This is a genomic window from Chryseobacterium luteum (assembly GCF_000737785.1).
GTDB classification, from domain to species: domain Bacteria; phylum Bacteroidota; class Bacteroidia; order Flavobacteriales; family Weeksellaceae; genus Chryseobacterium; species Chryseobacterium luteum.
Genome location: NZ_JPRO01000014.1, coordinates 87,636 through 105,749, shown reverse-complemented (window position 1 = coordinate 105,749; position 18,114 = coordinate 87,636). Strand labels below are relative to the sequence as shown.

Genomic DNA, 18,114 nt, shown 5'->3' with positions numbered 1-18,114 from the left:
GCATTATCAATTCATGGTCATTGGTTTTAGTAATATCTTTATTCAAGAACACTTTTTGTTTTTTAAGATAAAGAACAATCCCATTCGGATTATTTTAACTGACTTTCATCATGTTTAAGATAAAAATTCTTAATTTTCCGCCTTCAAAACCTAAAAAAAGAATCCTTTGAAAGCGAAACAATTTTATCATCAGCTTTATTTCCAGGTTATTATTGCGATAGCAGCAGGTATACTTCTCGGAAGATTTTATCCTGAACTGGGCGAAAAAATGAAACCGCTGGGCGATGGATTCATCAAACTGGTGAAAATGATCATCGCTCCGGTGATCTTCATTACCCTGACGCTGGGAATTGCCCATATGACCGATCTGAAAAAAGTCGGCCGTATTGCTGTAAAAGCCATGATATATTTCTTTACATTTTCAACTTTAGCCCTGATCATAGGACTGATTGTAGGAAATATTTTACAGCCGGGACACGGTTTAAATATTGATCCGGCTACCCTGTCAGGCGATGTTTCGCAGTATCAGCAGAAGGCCCACGATTCTACACTGACAGGCTTTATCATGAATATCATCCCCGAAACGCTTTTCAGCCCGCTGGTAGGAGAAAATATACTTCAGGTGCTTCTGGTGGCTATTCTGATGGGGGTCGCACTGGTCCTGACCAAAGAAAAAAGCCAGAAAGTGACTGATTTCTTGCAGGATCTGTCTACTCCGGTTTTTAAAATTGTTCATATGCTGATGAAGCTGGCCCCAATCGGAGCTTTTGGTGCAATGGCATTCACTATCGGGAAATACGGCCTTCATTCTGTCCTGAACCTCCTATTTTTGGTAGGAACATTCTATATCACTTCTATACTTTTTGTTGTAATTGTTTTGGGTGCGGTTGCCTGGTACAATGGATTCAGTATTTTCAAGCTGATGTTTTATCTGAAAGAGGAACTTCTATTGGTTTTAGGCACCAGTTCTTCTGAATCAGCGCTTCCGGGAATTATGGAAAAGCTGGAAAAGGCAGGCTGCTCAAGAGCGATCGTAGGGCTTGTAGTTCCCACCGGATACTCTTTCAACCTGGACGGAACGAATATTTATATGACACTGGCTTCATTATTTATTGCTCAGGCTCTGAATATTCATCTTCCACTGGAAAAACAGCTGATGCTGCTTTTGGTTGCCATGTTAAGTTCAAAAGGTGCTGCCGGTGTTACAGGGGCCGGATTTGTAACATTGGCTGCAACACTGGCCGTGGTTCCTGAAATCCCGATTGCAGGAATGACTTTAATTCTGGGAATCGACAAATTCATGAGCGAATGCAGGGCTTTAACGAATGTAATTGGAAATTCTGTAGCTACGGTAGTTGTAGCAAACTGGGAAAAGCAACTGGATAAAACCCAGCTGCAGTATTGCCTGAATCATCCGAATGAAATTGAAAAGAAGCTGGAGGTTTGATGATTTATATTATGCGAACTAAACCTTATAGGTTTTAAAAACCTATAAGGTTTGTGCGGTGTTACAAAAATTGATGGTAAATTCTATTTTAAATTTCATCATAACAATCACCCTACACTAAAATATTCAGGCTGGCTGGTAAAACTTTTACATGAATGGGTGATTTTATCTTATTAAATTCACCGTCAAGATGCCAGTTTTTAGTGTTTACTTTAAATGAAATTTCCGAAACGGGAAGATACGTTACATATTCATCATCTTTCAGCCTTTTGGTAAACATTCTGAAGGCGAAAAGAGCTGAATAGGTCAGCGGGAATTTTTTCACCAGCACCATATCCACCAATCCGTCACTTTTACTTGCTTTTGGAGCAATATAGGCGTTGTTCCCGAACTGTCGTGTATTGGCTATATTCAGCATCAGGTATTTTCCGTTGTACTGCTGATAAGCTTCATCAAAAAATTTAACCTTAATGGGCCTGTAATTGAAAAATGTCTTCAGGGATACTTTGATGTAATTTTTGAATCCACGGCTGGTTTTTTCGAACTCTTTAACTACTTTCCCGTCAAATCCAGTTCCTGAAACGTTGATAGACAACTTGTCGTTAACGGTAAAAGTATCAATCTTTCTGGATGTTTTGGCTTTAATTTTCGCTAACAGTTCGTCCAGGTTTTTACTGAATTTAGTCTCATTGGAAAAGCCGTTACCTGATCCGGCAGGAAATATGGCCAGAATCTTATCTGTATTAATAAGGTTTCTTGCCACCGTTGAGATGGTTCCGTCACCACCAATCGCCACAAAAATATCTACATTGTCAAAATTCGTCCTGATAAAATCATCTGTCCCCGGAATGGATTCGGAGATATAGTATAAAGGGTTGTCAACCTTTTTTTTGAGTTCGTCAAGAAACGGCTGATAATTTTTTTTGGCCGAAAAGGGATTAATGATAAAAGCTGCTTTTTCCATTACCGCAAAAATAGAAAATGCTTCCAGATCAGGAAGCATTAATTTACTTTATTTTCATTCTTTCTTTGAATTCTTCATTGAGTGTTCCTTTCAGTTCGTCCCAGGATATGGGAATGATGATATCACCGGCCGCAAATGCTGTAATCTCATAGGGGCTGTAATGGAAGTACAGGTTTTTCTGATCAAAATAGAAGTTATCTGTAGCAGGAATGACTTCCACCAGAAGCATTTCTGAATTATTTACATTCCCTTTACTGTCTGTTGTCCCGCTGTTTATCTTATTAATATTCTTCATCAGAATAGCTTCAAGTTTGGCTTTTGGCATTGAAGTAATATCTTTAAGTTCCAGTTTTTTATTGTTTTTAAGGTCGAAAATCCTTTCCGAAAATCCGTAATTATCATGGGCTCCTCCTTCGTATGAACTCCAGGCATACCCGATATGCATATATCCGTTATCATTAGAGACGAGATTCATATCGGAGCTTGTATACCATTTCTGCGCGTAGGAAATATCTGAGAGCCAGTCTTTACTGTCTCCTTTTACCGATTTGAAATAATCATTTTTGTCTTTATCAAGGAAAGCTTGCAGCCCTTGTTTAGAAAAATCTTTAATCCCCTTATTCTGAAAATAAATACTGTCCAGCAGTTGTTTGTCTTTCAAAGCTGGAAAAACAAGAAGTTTGGAAGTAAAGGCTACGGACAGGGAATCTGCAATATTTGAAGAGTCACTCACTTTCACGGAATCTACAGTAAATTTTTCCGGTTGGGAAGTTTCCGTTTTATCAGGTTGGGTTGTATTTTCTCCTTTTTTACATGCTGAAAAAGCGAGCAAAGAAGAAACCGCCAGAATGGCAATGGTATTTTTCATAATTATATCTTTTGGGTATAAATGCAAAAACCATTCAAAAGATGAATGGTTTTGCAAATTATTTTTATTTATCTGAAAGAATTGCCTTTTATGATTTTTTGACCAGGCTTATTACCTGGTTTTCACTTTTTGAGGCGGTTCCCCAAATCTGCCTGAAGGCAGGATAATATTCTTTGGGATAATCCGGACTGGCAATTTTTGTGGTAGAGATTATTTCAAGCTTATTGCCTTTCTGCTCGGCTATATAACTGTACTCAATTTCTTTATCTTCTGTAACGATCCTTTTACTTTTAGGCATTGCTTCTATGACGTAGCCTTCCGGTATTTCCAGGATTATTTTTTTCACTTTGGTAATTGAAGAAATAAAATCTATGGGATATTTTCTTTCATCAGCCTGATCAAATTCATTGGAATTTTTGCTTAAAAAAAGCATAGGATTAATGATCATTTTCTTTCCTACCTTATCTATCAGATTATCAGAAGAGAATTTCATGGTACTTTCAAAGTCTCCATTTTCAAGGATTTTAGAATCAATTCCGGTAAAGTCTATTGCAAAATTTTCTTTGTACTGCTTCTTGTATTTTTCTGCATTTTCATCATAGCTTTCTTTGGTAAACATGGCATAGGAGCCGGTATCTTTATCAGAATAGGTTCCGGAAATACTGCCGTCTTCATTGATCTTTGCTTCTGTGGTAAGATAATTGAAACTTGTTGTTCTATTTTCCATCTCCATCAGGATTGCCTTCTCTTTAGCCATGAGAACACCATAATGATTCCAGTCTCTTGGGGGAAGGTTGTTCACAGATGCCTGCTTTGAAGTGGCATCGTAAAGATTAAACCCATCTCTTATTTTAACGGCTGCAATAACAAAATTCATTCCGACTATGCTGGGTGAAACTAAGTTGATTAAGCCGTTGTCTACGGTAGAAATAGCAAGTGGATCTGCTTTCAGTCCGGCCTCTCTAAGCATCATGACAAGCAAAAGGTTGATTTCTGCGGCGTTTCCTGTTTTGGTTTCTATCAGTTTTTTTACTCCTTCTTCTGTATAGATCCCTCTGTCTTTGTTCCAGGTGAATGTATTTTTCACATAATTAAAAATGGCATCTGCTTTTTCCGTATCGGAATGCAGCCCTGAAATAATTGAGGATACATTTTCTTTAACCAGCTTCGTTCTTTTCAATTCTTCACCAAAATCTTCGTCTTTATAAAGTTTATCTTTGATTTCGTCCCAGGAGGAGGAATACATTTTCAGTTCTTTAAAATTAGTCGAATGAAGCTCCGCGCTTACTTTTGTACGGTAATTCCTGTCATTTTTAACAAATTTTTCAGTTTTGAATCCTTTCAGGTTTTCATACCCGAATCTATAGGTTTTAAACGACATTCCATACATGGTCTTTTCTTCCACCATTCTGTACTTTGGAGATAATGAGCCTGTATAATTCACATTATAAGCTATATGGGAAGGACTGTCCAGAATATACTCAGTATACAGTGAAGGAACATCAGACTCTATTACGATCTGCGGAACCGAATATAAAAAGGGCGATACAACTTCATACTGGTATTCTATAACCGATCCGTTTTTTACATTGGGAAAGGCAAATTTGGTAATGGTTGTATATTTACTTTCCTTGCTTTTGTATTTTGAACTCTTGTCTACTTTTGTAACTGCTGCGGCTCCGTTTTCGAGATTATATACGAAAGCTTTTATTTTATTTAAAACCTCTTCATTCCCGCCATTGCTTTTATATAGCGGGATTTCAAGATTTAACCAATCTTCAGCTTTATCTTTGTCATAGATTTTGACTCTGTAAAAAACCTTTTTTCTAAGATCTCCGGTTGAGGTATCGATATCGAAGTGTACCGATTTGTATAAAATTTCTGCCGGTGCATTTTCATCCAGAGCTGATTTTTCTTTAGACAGATCAGCATTGTCAAATTTCGGAGGGTTCAGAAATTCACGTTTCTGGCCGTTTATATGGATCAAAGTTCCAAAGCAGAAAGCTGTCAGTATTATTTTTTTCATGGTTAAATTTTAGTCAGTAAGATTTTTGAATTATCAGTATTCAGGGTCTTTTTTCTGAAACTTACGTACTCGTTGTATTTTTCTTTCGGAAATATCCCTTTGTTAATTTTAATGAATCGTGTGACTTTCAACGATTCGCCGTTTTTTACAATATTCAGTTTATAGGTTCCAAATTCAGAATTGATGGTAATATTTTCCGGAACTTCGTCAATTTTATAATTTTTAGGAATGATAAAATCAATTTCGTATTCATCCTGGAAAGACTGCCCTATCTCAAACGGAAGCTCCCGGTTTTCATCTGATTTATAATAATTATTGGCGAAAATAGGAACCGCTCTGAAAATCAGGTTCGTTCCTGTACTTTTGGAATAATTATTTGCTTTAAAATTCATATTGAATTTTATCACTGCATTGTCTTTATCATTGACAAAGTCTTTCATTTCAACTTTTTCAAAATTCAGAACATCAAATCTCGTTTTCATAGCCTCAGTTCTTTCCTTCGGCGATAAATAAGCATAAGCTAAATTATTGTCATACTGACTTCCGGTATAAGCAAACTGGATTTCTCCGCTGATGCTGTTGTCTTCTGTAAGGTTAATTTTTAAAATCTGCTTTTCTTTGTTCTGCTCGGCTGCATATGCAGGGGTATTAATCAGTTCAATTCCCTTTTTAGTTACAGCGAGAACATTCCTGTCTGTAGTACTGTAGCTCAAATGGTTAAACGCAATCTGCTGAGAGGTGTTTTCGAGCCAGATATTTCCTTTTTCGGTAGGAACCATCAGAATGGCATGATTTCCACCCATTGAAGGAAATTCCGGATCAAAAGAAATCTGGGAGGAACCGGAATTGATCACGCAATAATGAGATGGAATTCCAGCCTCGTTCAATAAAGTTTTCATGTAATTGGTCAGTCCCTTACAGTCTCCATAACCTTTTTTCTGAACTTCATCAGGAAACATAGGAAGCCAACCGCCAATTCCCAATCCTACAAATATATATCTGGTCTTCGACTGCATATACTGGTAAAGCTTTTTTACTTTTCCCTCCGTTGAGCCTTCCAGCTTCAAAGCAGCCACTTCAGCTTTGATAGCCGGAGTAGATGCAGAAACAGGTTCTACAAGATTAGTATAATACCAGGTTCCAAAATCCATCCAGTTGTTCAAGGCTCCCTGCTTGCCTTCCAGATTGAATCTGGCCAAAGCAAAACTTACTTTAGGTACTATTTTTTCAGGCTGAGGCAGCATCAAGGCATCATCTATTGCCGGAACATTCTTGTAGGAGTAATTTTTCTCATTACCATTGTCAGTTTCAGTTACTGCGGTGTAATTGTATTTTGACGGATAGATTTTGGTCTTAAGGTCGATACCGGATTTATTGATTATTTTGAACTGGGCTTCTTCCAGGGATATATTCGGAGAGGAAAACGGTACAAAATCGGGAATGAAAATGGTGTTTTCATCTGTGATCTGGTAGGAGAAATCAATTGTGTAAGGATAATAGGCCGAAGTATATGGTAAAGCCAAAACCCTGCTATCTGAATAAAACACACCCTGGGTATTATTGGCAAAATCCCCGAAATCAGATTTGGAAAAGCTTTTTACTTTTTTTCCGGATTCATCATATATGGTTACTTTCACATCAGAAATATTATCTCCTTTCTGATAAGGAATATAAATCTGAGCTTTTGAATCGCCATCTTTATTTAAAACAGTAGTTACCGTATTATATTGGTACTTAATTTCATCAATTTTGTTAACCTGAGCCGTTGTAAAGTCCCTCCTGACTACAACATCGGCATTTTTCTTCAGGTTTTCAGGAATGGCAGAAACCGGATAGATTTGTGCAAAATACAAAGAGGCTGTAGTTAGAGTGCCAAGAATTAAAATTTTCATCATGGTTATTAAAGTTGGGCAAAAATAATAAAATCTTAATAAATGTTAATTTTTTATTTTAATATAAATAACAATACCACATAAAATACTTCATTATTAAAGCATTTTTACATTACGATTTTTACAGTTTATGTCTCTAAATGAGGATGTTTTATAATTTTTCCGCAAAATCATTTTTTTTACAGCATTTTAAATTTTCAAGTTTTAAAATAAGGACAAAAAAAAGGCCCCATTTCTGGAGCCTGTCAATATCTTTTTTATTGATTATTGATCATTTGGAATTCTGTTACTGTCGTATTTATCACTGCTGAACGCCAGAACCGGTACAAAAATAAAACCAAAGAAAAACAAAAGAATGGTATAAACCGGAGTTTCTTTTCCAAAAGCTTTTGCCAATCTGTCATTCACTACCCATGAAGCATAAAGGTTAACAAAAGGAACGAAAAACAAAACAATCCACCATATGGGTTTCTTAACAATATCCAGGAGTACAATGATATTGTAGAAAGGTACAAAACCTGCCCAAGCATCTTCTCTTCCTGCTTTCTGAAATATTTTATACATACAGTATCCATAAAATACATAAATCAGCAAGCTGAAGATCATAGTACCCATTCCCAGTCCTGCTGCTGCAGCACCCGACATTGCATCGACCCCATTATAAGGGTCTGTTTGTAAAAGAGTTAACATATTATTATTATTTTTTATTGGTTCGCATCAAATATAGAAAAAGCTTCTAACACTTAGAAGCTTTTTTGAATATATTTTTAATAACAATTATGCATCAATTTTTGCATATTTTGCGTTTTTTTCGATGAATTCTCTTCTTGGCGGAACCTCATCTCCCATCAACATAGAGAATATACTGTCGGCCTCTACGGCATTATCAATCGTTACCTGTTTTAAGATTCTGTGTTCAGGGTTAAGAGTTGTTTCCCAAAGCTGTTCAGGATTCATTTCTCCAAGACCTTTATAACGCTGAACCTCTACACCTTTTCCGTCCGGAGCCATTTCTAAAGTAAATTCTTCACGCTCTTTCTCGTTGTAGGCATATACTTTCTTGTTTCCTTTCTTTAATAAATATAAAGGTGGCTGAGCAATATAAATATATCCGTTCTCAATAAGTTCTTTCATAAATCTGAAGAAGAAAGTAAGAATCAGGGTAGAAATGTGAGATCCGTCGATATCGGCATCGGTCATGATCACTACTTTATGATATCTCAGTTTGGCCATGTTTAAGGCTTTGCTGTCTTCTTCTGTTCCTACAGAAACTCCAAGAGCGGTGTAGATATTTTTAATTTCCTCGTTGTCATATACTTTGTGAAGCATAGATTTTTCAACATTCAGGATCTTACCTCTCAAAGGTAAAATAGCCTGGAAATGTCTGTCTCTACCCTGTTTAGCTGTTCCACCTGCGGAATCTCCCTCTACAAGGAACAATTCGGATTCAGCAGGATCTTTGGATGAACAGTCAGATAATTTCCCCGGAAGTCCGGAACCGCCCATCGGAGATTTTCTCTGAACCATTTCACGGGCTTTCTTGGCAGCCTGTCTTGCTTTTGCAGCTAAAACTACTTTCTGAACGATGATTTTTGCTTCGTTAGGATTTTCTTCTAGGAAATTAGTAAGCATCTCCCCTACAATTTTATCTACAGCACCTGACACTTCGGAATTCCCCAGTTTTGTTTTGGTCTGTCCTTCAAACTGAGGTTCCATTACTTTTACAGAAATTACAGCCGTCAGTCCTTCACGGAAATCGTCTCCTGTGATTTCTACTTTTTCTTTAGCTGGAATTCCCAGATCATCGGCATATTTCTTCAACGTTCTTGTTAAAGCACGTCTGAAACCTGCAAGGTGGGTTCCTCCTTCATGCGTATTGATGTTATTAACGTAAGAGTGAAGGTTTTCGTTGAATGACGTATTATAACGCATGGCAACTTCTACAGGAATATCATCTCTTTCGCCTTCCATGAAAATAACGTTTTCCATGATAGATTCACGGTTTCCGTCAATAAATTCCACGAATTCTTTCAAACCACCTTCAGAATGGAACACTTCAAAAGCAAAAGAACCATCTTCGTTGGGTTCTCTTTCGTCAACCAAAGTAATTGTAATTCCTTTATTTAAGAAAGACAGCTCACGCATTCTCGCTGCAAGCGTATCATAATTATAAACCAATTCCTGAAAAATAGTACCATCCGGCTGGAAGAAAACTTCAGTTCCCCTTTCGTTTGTAGTCCCTATTTCAGCTACGTCGGCCAAGGCTTTTCCTTCAGAATATTTTTGTTGGTATAATTTACCGTCACGGCTCACAGTAGCAATCAATAATGTTGAAAGTGCATTCACACAGGAAACACCTACCCCGTGAAGACCTCCGGAAACCTTATAAGAATCTTTATCGAACTTTCCACCTGCTCCAATCTTGGTCATTACAACCTCTAAAGCCGATTTTTGCTCTTTCTCGTGCAAATCTACAGGAATTCCTCTACCGTTATCTTTTACAGAGATACCTTCTCCTTTATGAATGGTTACTAATATTGTATCGCAATGGCCCGCAAGAGCCTCATCAATAGAGTTATCTACTACTTCATAAACCAAATGATGAAGACCTCTTACTCCTACATCTCCAATGTACATTGATGGTCTTAATCGAACGTGTTCCATGCCTTCTAAGGCCTGAATACTACTAGCTGTATATTGTTTTTGACTCATATAAAAATTAATGTTTTTGCCTAGTGCAAAGACCTACAAATATCGTGATTTTTTTCGACTTATCAAAGTTAAAGTATGTCAAAAAAGTATTGTTTAAAATATAAAAAAGCAGACCTTGGCCTGCTCTGTTTTTATGGTTCCTGTACCAGCGAACTTTATGTTTTTCAGGATCAATTTTTTATCATTTTAAAGATAATCCTGACCTTTATCTCTTTTCGATCAATTTTTCAAGTCTTCCAAGCATATCATCTTTCTCTTTCAGCATCCTTTCGTACAAAGCTATTTTTTCATCATACAATTCTACAATTTTATCAATCGGATTGAATGTAGGTTGAAAATTGAAAAACGCGGGTTGCTGACAATTATCAAAAGATGCTGTATTTGAAATTATACTGATCGCCTGCTCTTCATCAAAATTCTCAATAGCTTCAGCAGGAACTTTAAGAATACCCGCAACTTTTGCTAAAATATCGGATTCTACAGTTTCTTTCTGCTCAAGGAGGGAAATCTTCTTCTGGTTCCAGTCATCACCCAGCTCAAAAGCCAGTGCTTCCTGCTTGATACCGAGCATTTCCCTAAAACGCTTGATATTTCGGCCCTGATGTATTTTTTTATTCTGCATATCTGTGTCAATCATAATAACAAATATAAAGCTTTAGGAGAGAAAAATAAAATACCTTTTTAAAATAAATTATATTCTAAAATATCCTGTATTTTGAGTAAAATATCCTTTCCAGCTCACCATATCTTAACAAGTATTCTTTCATTCAAAGAAAACAAGATTGACAAAGAGAAATAATTGTCACTTCATCAGGTCATCAATTCTATTGTAATATCGGTCTTTCCAAATCTCAAAAGACATTAAAAAGGATCGAATTACGGGCAGAAATAAAGAATTTCTAACGCACAAAAAAATTCAAAGTTATCATCTATTTGCCAAATTTCAACTGCATTAAATCATATTACACATCCGTATTTTATGCTTAAATTTATTTACTCAAAAGTTGATTATTATGGATGATTTTATTGCAGCCCGAGCGCAGATGGCCCTCTCGCTTGGCTTTCATATCATTTTTGCCTGTGTGGGAATGGTGATGCCTTTCCTGATGGCTTTTGCACACTGGAAATACCTGAAGACCAATAATGAGGTATATAAAGGCCTTACAAAAGCCTGGAGCAAGGGAGTTGCCATTCTTTTTGCCACCGGAGCCGTTTCAGGAACCATGCTTTCTTTTGAGCTCGGACTTTTGTGGCCGGGGTTTATGAAACACGCAGGCCCCATCTTCGGAATGCCTTTTTCTCTTGAAGGAACTGCATTTTTTATTGAAGCAATCGCAATCGGGTTCTTTTTATACGGCTGGGAAAAATTCAACAAATGGTTCCATTGGTTCTGCGGATTTCTGGTAGGACTAAGCGGACTGGCTTCCGGTATTCTGGTGGTGGCAGCTAACGCCTGGATGAATTCACCTTCGGGTTTTGATTATATTGATGGACAGTATGTCAATATAGATCCCATTAAAGCGATGTTTAATGATGCATGGTTCCCCCAGGCTCTTCATATGACGGTTGCTGCATTCTGTGCGACGGGATTTGCCGTTGCAGGGGTGCATGCCTTTTTAATTATGAAGAAAAAGAATGTGGAATTCCATACAAAAGCATTCAGGATTGCTGCCGGATTTGCCTTGATCGGGGCTTTCGGAGCACCTTTAAGCGGTGATGTTGCTGCCAAATCTGTTGCGGAAAGACAGCCTATTAAGCTTGCGGCAATGGAAGCTCATTTTGAAACTGAAAAAGGGGCACCGTTTATACTTGGAGGGATTCCTGATGAAGAAAAGGGAGAAGTGAAATATGCCGTTAAAATTCCGAAAGTATTAAGCTTCCTGGTGAGCAATGATTTCAATCATGAGGTAAAAGGATTAAAAGATTTTCCCCGTGACGAATGGCCTCCGGTAGCGGTTGTTCATTACGCTTTCCAGATCATGATCTTCTTCGGTGTCGTGATGATCTGTATCGGGGGTATTTATCTGTATTCTTTCTTTTTCAAAAAGGAATGGCTGAACAAAAACTGGCTTTTAAAAACATTTTTAATTGCAACGCCTTTCGGATATATTGCTCTGGAAGCCGGATGGACTGTAACTGAAGTCGGAAGACAGCCCTGGATCATCTACGGAATCATGAGGACAGCAGATGCGGTGACGCCTATGCCGGGAATACAGTATTCTTTCTATTTCTTTACTGCTATTTTCGTATCATTATCATTGATCATTATCTTTCTTTTGAGGAGACAGATCCAGATGGTACCGAAACTTTATGACCCTACAGACGCTCAGTTTAACGATAAAAACAAAAAATCATGATCTACGTTGTTATAGGTTTTCTATGGCTTTCTATCTGCCTTTATATTATTTTGGGCGGTGCAGATTTCGGAGCCGGAATTGTAGAGCTTTTCACCCATAAAAAAGCCCGCCACAAGACACAGGAAATCATGTATGAGTCGATTGCACCTGTATGGGAGGCCAATCATATGTGGCTGATCATTGCGATCGTTATTCTTTTTGTGGGCTTCCCTGAAATTTACACGACCATGTCGACTTACCTTCATATTCCTTTGGTATTGATGCTTTTGGGAATTATTGCAAGGGGAACGGCCTTTACGTTCAGGCATTATGATGCTGTGAAAGATAAGATGCAGGTATTATATACGCAGATTTTCTATTATGCAAGCCTTTTAACGCCTTTTTTCTTAGGTTTAATTGCAGCTGCAACTGTTTCACATTCCATCAATCCTGATGCCGTTGGATTTTTAGATTTGTATATTTTCAGCTGGCTGAACTGGTTCGGAGTTTCCGTAGGTCTGTTTACCGTGGCACTCTGCGCTTATCTGGCTTCTATTTTTTCATTAAGAGAAACCCGTGATAAGGCTGATCTTACCCTGATGATCAAAAAATCCAAACAGACCATGATTTTTGTAGTGATCACAGGTATACTGGTGTTTTTAACGGCTTACATTTCTGATATTCCTCTTGTGAAGTGGGTGTTTTCAAAACCATTGGGGATTATGGCGATTTCCTTTGCTACTGTTGCGCTGGGACTTATCCTCCGCGCGATGAACCGGAGAAAATTGCTTCCGGTACGGGCACTTGCAGGTTTTCAGATGGTGATGATCCTGGTTGCAGCTACGTATCAGCATAATCCTGATATTATTTTACTGGGAAATGGGCAGCATCTTTCTCTTCTGGCGCATATGGCTCCTCCGAAAACGATTGCAGCTTTGGGATGGGCACTGATGCTGGGTTCTTTATTTATTCTTCCGTTTTTGTTTTATCTGATGTTTTCGTTTAGTAAGCAGAGAAAGTAAGGAAGGACACTCTCCACTTACTGATTTGACCTTAAAAATAAAAATCCTGAAAATATTTTCAGGATTTAATTTATTTAAATTTTAGTTTTTAATTCCTTTCTTGGAAATTATTTGATTTTGCTCTGTGATAATTTTAATAAAGTAAACTCCTTTTTCCAGCATAGAAGTATTGATGTTTTTTGTTGCGTTTGCTTTTAACACTGAACGTCCTGCTTCATCATAAATTTCAACTGATTTTATTTTTTCATTGGTATTTAAATTTAATTCATTTTTGAAAGGATTAACAAAATCTAACTCAGTTTTTTGATTATTAGCTCCTTCAACTCCAAGACTTGTTTCGGATAAAATATATCTTGACACTTTAGAAAAGCCAATCATATAAAGATAATTCCCCACCACTGTTGTACCAATGTAGCCATATTGATCATCAATCAGATTGGTTTCGTAAAAAGATTGATTATTTATAGTCATGAGATTTCCGTTTTTATTATAAATAACAAACTTAACCGAGCCATCGGTAGGATTTGATTCGTTTTTAAGAATAAAATAAAACCGTTGATTATTATAATGAAAAATCTGATTATATTTAAAAGTCTGGCCGCTAAAAGATGTCTGTAGATCTAAACATCCATTATTAGCAAACGAAATATCAGAATTTCCGTCTGAAAGCTTCTTTGAAATACTGTTTTCATGCAAAAAAACAACCTCTCCTTCTGTATCAAGATATTGTGGATAGCCGTAACCCATATTTCCCGAGGGGCATCCCGGTAATGATTTCCCGTTTACTCCGTAGCTCGTATCTGTGTTTGCTAAAGCAATATTTCTTTTATAAATACCATAATCAGTAGCCCATTCAGAGCCATATTCATATAAATTATTGCCAGAAAGTTTCAAGCTATGCGTTCCATATGCATTGTGAACATCATAAAACCCATTATTAGCAAAAGAAGTATCAAGAACACCTACCGATGAATATCTTTTGAACCCATTTTGTGATCTTACCAAGATTTTTCCGTCTGGCTGTGTAATCATTGTGGCCTGGTACATTAATCCCGCATCCAAAACTCCATTTACTCCGAAACTTGTATCTAAACTTCCGCTAGTCAGAAGATATCTTTTGATATAATATCGCCCCTCAAACTCTCTCCCACCATAAAAATAGTTGTTATGGATACTTAAAATCCGATCATCTGTAACGGTTAAAACCCCATTAGTACCAAAAGCAGGATTATAAGTTCCGTCAGTTTTCAGTTTAATAAATTTTGCTCCACCCGGATTATAAACAGATAGCAAAACTTCGCTGTTGTCCATTGGTTTTATATAGTCCGTTTCACTTGTTACATAACTACCTAAGGTAACGACACCATTATTTCCGTAAGAAAGATCTTTTGAAATCGTAATTTGTGCAAAAGAATAGGCAATACTGCACGCAAAAATTGCCGTTAATATTTTTTTCATTGTCAATTCTAATTTTTAATTCCTTTCTTGGAAATTACTTGATTCGATTCCGTAGTTACTTTTATGAAATAAATTCCTTTTTCTAAATCTGATGTATCAATATTTTTCTTTGTATTCTTTTTCAAAACCATACGTCCGCTTTCATCATACATCTCTACAGATTTTATTCTCACATCCGTAATTAAATTTAGTTCGTTTTTAAAAGGATTGGCAAAGCTAAGTTGTGCATCTGCTTTAGTTTCGTTTGCAGAAAGTACGTTTTCTGATATCAAATATCTTTTGATAATAGTCGGGTTTACAAAAAGATAGAGATAACCATTCTTTACCGAAATAAATACTTTATCATCAGGATTAACCATAGCCGTGGTGATTCCAGTATCTAAAAGATTCTGACTGTTAATCGTACTTAATCCATTGTTATTAAAATTGGCGAGATACATCTTTTTTGGATAACTATCATCAAATACCGGAACGATATAATTAGTTTCATTGACAACCGCAAAATCCTGATTATACAATAAACTAACACCGTTTACGTTTCCTGGCAAATCAATTTTACCATTATTACCCAATGCCGAATCCAACATTCCTGTTGATAATGTTTTGGTTAAAAATTTTGAATTCGGATTATTACTGTCAAACAAATAATTAATCAACGAATGATCACTTAACACATGAAATTTCATAATAGTACCTGACGTTCCGTTGGTGTATTGTGCATTTCCATCGACACTAAAACTAGCGTCATAATTACCGCTGACATAATTCATTTTCCTCAATCTACCGTAATTACTATCATATTCTAAAACTGAATTACCTGAGCTTAAAGGCACGAAATTATCTTGATAATTAAAGATTGGATAGTTATAGTTTGTTAAAAGATTATTTGTAGAAACACTTCCGTTATTCCCGAAAGTAGTGTCTAAGTTCCCTGTTGATGTATATTGATAAAAATCATTGATGGTTCTAATGAGTAACTTGCCGTTCGGCAGCACTTTACGATAAATCTCTTCAGGATACACCTGTGTTTGACCGTTGTTACCGTAGGTCTGATCTAAACTCCCGTTATACAAATATTTTCTACCAGAAATCATCAGGATATAGGATGAGTTGAGATGGTGTACAAAATCGGCATCATTGTTACCATTATAACTGGTTGGCAAAAGAAATGAACCACCCGCTCCAAAATTTGTATATAAACTCCCATCATTATTCAGCATTGAAATTCTGGAATAAGTAAGATTTGGATTTGTTAAATCATAGTTTTGAATCATAATCTTATCATTTAAAAAACGGTAAGAAAGAATTCTACTTAGATTAGGTCCTAAATCTACAGTGCCATTGTTTCCGAAATTAGAATCTGGGGTTAAGTTAATTTGCGCATAAGAATACGCAAGATTACAGGCAAGAATTGCCGTAATTATTTTTTTCATTATTCAAGTGTGTTTTATTATTTTTCAAAAATAACTTTTTTTTCCACAGGAAAATGAAAAAAGCAGACTTTTTTAGCCTGCTCTTAATATTTTTATTTCTAATTGATTTTAAACCAGTTTCATCAAAACATTCTCATCAATTTTCTCCACCTTCACCAAATTATTTTTAGTCAAAGTTTTAGAAGCTTTATCCCATTTTTTACCGGATAACTGACTTCTTTCCTTCACCTCAGCTAATGAAAAGGGCTCTTCCTGGGAATTTAAAATTTCAAGAATTACTTTTTCATCTTCACCTAATTCGATTTGGGGTACTGTTTTTTCAGGTCTCATCTGAGGGAAGAACAATACTTCCTGGATAGATGGATTATTCGTTAAGAACATAATCAATCTGTCCATTCCGATTCCTAAGCCTGAAGTTGGCGGCATTCCGTATTCTAAAGCTCTTAAGAAGTCTTCATCAATGAATTGTCCAGCTTCATCATCTCCTTTTTCGGCTAATTTCAGCTGCTCTTCGAAACGTTCTCTCTGGTCAATCGGGTCATTTAATTCTGAATAAGCATTGGCAATTTCTTTACCGCAAACCATTAATTCAAAACGTTCCGTAAGACCTTCTTTGCTTCTGTGTTTCTTCGTTAATGGAGACATTTCGATCGGATAATCAGTAATGAAAGTCGGCTGAATGAAGTTTCCTTCACATTTTTCACCAAAAATTTCATCAATCAGTTTTCCTTTACCCATCGTTTCATTGACATCAATTCCGATAGATTTAGCGAAATCGAACAATTCCTGCTCCGTTTTCCCTGTGATATCGAAACCTGTATATTTTTGGATTGCTTCCGTCATAGAAACTCTTGGATATGGCGCTTTCCAACTGATCGTATGTTCACCGAAAGTAGATTCTGAATTTCCGTTCACAGAAGTTGCGCAGAATTCCAATAATTTTTCCGTAAAATCCATCATCCAGTTGTAGTCTTTGTAGGCTACATAAATTTCCATTGCTGTAAATTCCGGATTGTGTGTTCTGTCCATCCCTTCATTTCTGAAGTTTTTTGAGAATTCATAAACACCGTCAAATCCACCAACGATCAATCTTTTCAGATACAATTCGTTCGCAATTCTTAAATATAATGGAATATCTAAAGCATTATGATGCGTGATAAACGGTCTTGCAGCCGCTCCACCTGGAATTGACTGTAAGATTGGAGTTTCAACTTCAAAATATCCTGCATCATTAAAGAAAGTTCTCATTGCATTGAACAGTTTTGTTCTTTTCACAAAGATCTCTTTCACCTGCGGATTCACCGTTAAATCTACATAACGCTGTCTGTATCTCATTTCAGGATCGTTGAAAGCATCGTGTACTACTCCATTTTCATCCGTTTTTGCTTGTGGAAGCGGACGTAATGCTTTGGTAAGCAGCGTAAAGTTTTTTACCAAAACTGTTTTTTCACCCACCTGAGTGGTGAACAGTTCTCCTTCGATACCGATGATATCACCGATGTCTAAAAGGTGTTTGTAAACGTCGTTATATAAAGTTTTGTCTTCACCTGTACAGATTTCGTCTCTGTTGAAGTACACCTGAATTTTTCCTGTAGAGTCCTGCAATTCAGCAAAAGAAGCCTTCCCCTGAATTCTGCGGGACATCAATCTTCCTGCAATCTTCACCTGTTTACTTTCAGAAAAATCCTGTTTTATAGATTCTGTAGTATCTGTAATAACGTATTCTTCTGCCGGGAATGCATTGATTCCCATTTCAACAAGCTTATTCAGCTTTTCTCTTCTAATGATTTCCTGTTCTGATAATTGCATTGTAATTCAATTTTTTCGAATTGCAAAAATAGTGATTTTAAAATCTTTATGAAACTTAAATTTTGACTAACTTAAAACTCAATTTAAAGCGGAGCTTACAAATATTTTTCCGTCAATTTCATCGTTAAAAAACCAAATTCCACTATA

General features: G+C 36.6%; 13 protein-coding genes. 3 read left to right on the top strand and 10 right to left on the bottom strand.

What is annotated here, in order from left to right; genetic code table 11:
- Positions 1-166 precede the first annotated feature (166 nt).
- Positions 167-1,447, top strand: a complete 1,281-nt coding sequence (locus IX38_RS14580) for a dicarboxylate/amino acid:cation symporter (RefSeq protein ID WP_034706202.1) — start codon at positions 167-169, stop codon at positions 1,445-1,447.
- 112 nt (positions 1,448-1,559) lie between these two features.
- Here the strand turns inward: IX38_RS14580 and IX38_RS14575 are convergent, their stop codons facing one another.
- The 7 genes from IX38_RS14575 to IX38_RS14545 form a co-directional block, all read right to left on the bottom strand.
- Positions 1,560-2,411, bottom strand: a complete 852-nt coding sequence (locus IX38_RS14575) for a diacylglycerol/lipid kinase family protein (protein WP_034706475.1) — start codon at positions 2,409-2,411, stop codon at positions 1,560-1,562.
- A 43-nt stretch (positions 2,412-2,454) separates the two neighbouring features.
- Positions 2,455-3,279, bottom strand: coding sequence for an RsiV family protein (locus IX38_RS14570; protein WP_034706200.1), 825 nt, complete (start codon positions 3,277-3,279; stop codon positions 2,455-2,457).
- A gap of 88 nt (positions 3,280-3,367) precedes the next feature.
- Positions 3,368-5,305: a transglutaminase-like domain-containing protein gene (locus tag IX38_RS14565; RefSeq protein ID WP_034706198.1), complete on the bottom strand. Its 1,938-nt coding sequence runs from the start codon at positions 5,303-5,305 to the stop codon at positions 3,368-3,370.
- A 2-nt stretch (positions 5,306-5,307) separates the two neighbouring features.
- The gene (locus tag IX38_RS14560) at positions 5,308-7,200 is read right to left on the bottom strand and encodes a DUF3857 domain-containing protein (RefSeq protein WP_034706196.1); all 1,893 of its coding nucleotides are present in this window, start codon (positions 7,198-7,200) and stop codon (positions 5,308-5,310) included.
- A gap of 261 nt (positions 7,201-7,461) precedes the next feature.
- Positions 7,462-7,887: a DUF5684 domain-containing protein gene (locus tag IX38_RS14555; protein WP_034706195.1), complete on the bottom strand. Its 426-nt coding sequence runs from the start codon at positions 7,885-7,887 to the stop codon at positions 7,462-7,464.
- A gap of 87 nt (positions 7,888-7,974) precedes the next feature.
- Positions 7,975-9,909, bottom strand: coding sequence for a DNA topoisomerase (ATP-hydrolyzing) subunit B (gyrB, locus tag IX38_RS14550; protein ID WP_034706194.1), 1,935 nt, complete (start codon positions 9,907-9,909; stop codon positions 7,975-7,977).
- Positions 9,910-10,114: 205 nt separating this feature from the next.
- Positions 10,115-10,546: a helix-turn-helix transcriptional regulator gene (locus tag IX38_RS14545; protein WP_034706192.1), complete on the bottom strand. Its 432-nt coding sequence runs from the start codon at positions 10,544-10,546 to the stop codon at positions 10,115-10,117.
- Between the two features lie 376 nt (positions 10,547-10,922).
- On the opposite strand from IX38_RS14545, the gene IX38_RS14540 reads away from it, so the two are divergent.
- Together IX38_RS14540 and IX38_RS14535 are read left to right on the top strand one after the other, a co-directional pair.
- The gene (locus IX38_RS14540) at positions 10,923-12,266 is read left to right on the top strand and encodes a cytochrome ubiquinol oxidase subunit I (RefSeq protein ID WP_034706190.1); all 1,344 of its coding nucleotides are present in this window, start codon (positions 10,923-10,925) and stop codon (positions 12,264-12,266) included.
- Entirely contained in the window at positions 12,263-13,267 is a 1,005-nt protein-coding gene (locus IX38_RS14535; RefSeq protein WP_034706188.1) for a cytochrome d ubiquinol oxidase subunit II, read from the top strand. The genes IX38_RS14540 and IX38_RS14535 overlap by 4 nt, the downstream gene beginning before the upstream one ends.
- Before the next feature lie 81 nt (positions 13,268-13,348).
- On the opposite strand, the gene IX38_RS14530 is transcribed toward IX38_RS14535, so the two are convergent.
- The 3 genes from IX38_RS14530 to lysS all read right to left on the bottom strand — a co-directional run bounded on the left by IX38_RS14530 (position 13,349) and on the right by lysS (position 17,967).
- Complete coding sequence (locus IX38_RS14530) at positions 13,349-14,725, bottom strand: T9SS type A sorting domain-containing protein (protein WP_034706186.1); 1,377 nt, start codon at positions 14,723-14,725, stop codon at positions 13,349-13,351.
- Between the two features lie 8 nt (positions 14,726-14,733).
- A complete protein-coding gene (locus IX38_RS14525) occupies positions 14,734-16,158 on the bottom strand; it encodes a T9SS type A sorting domain-containing protein (RefSeq protein WP_034706185.1) in 1,425 nt (474 codons plus the stop codon).
- A 108-nt stretch (positions 16,159-16,266) separates the two neighbouring features.
- Positions 16,267-17,967: a lysine--tRNA ligase gene (gene lysS / locus IX38_RS14520; RefSeq protein WP_034706182.1), complete on the bottom strand. Its 1,701-nt coding sequence runs from the start codon at positions 17,965-17,967 to the stop codon at positions 16,267-16,269.
- Positions 17,968-18,114: the final 147 nt, after the last annotated feature.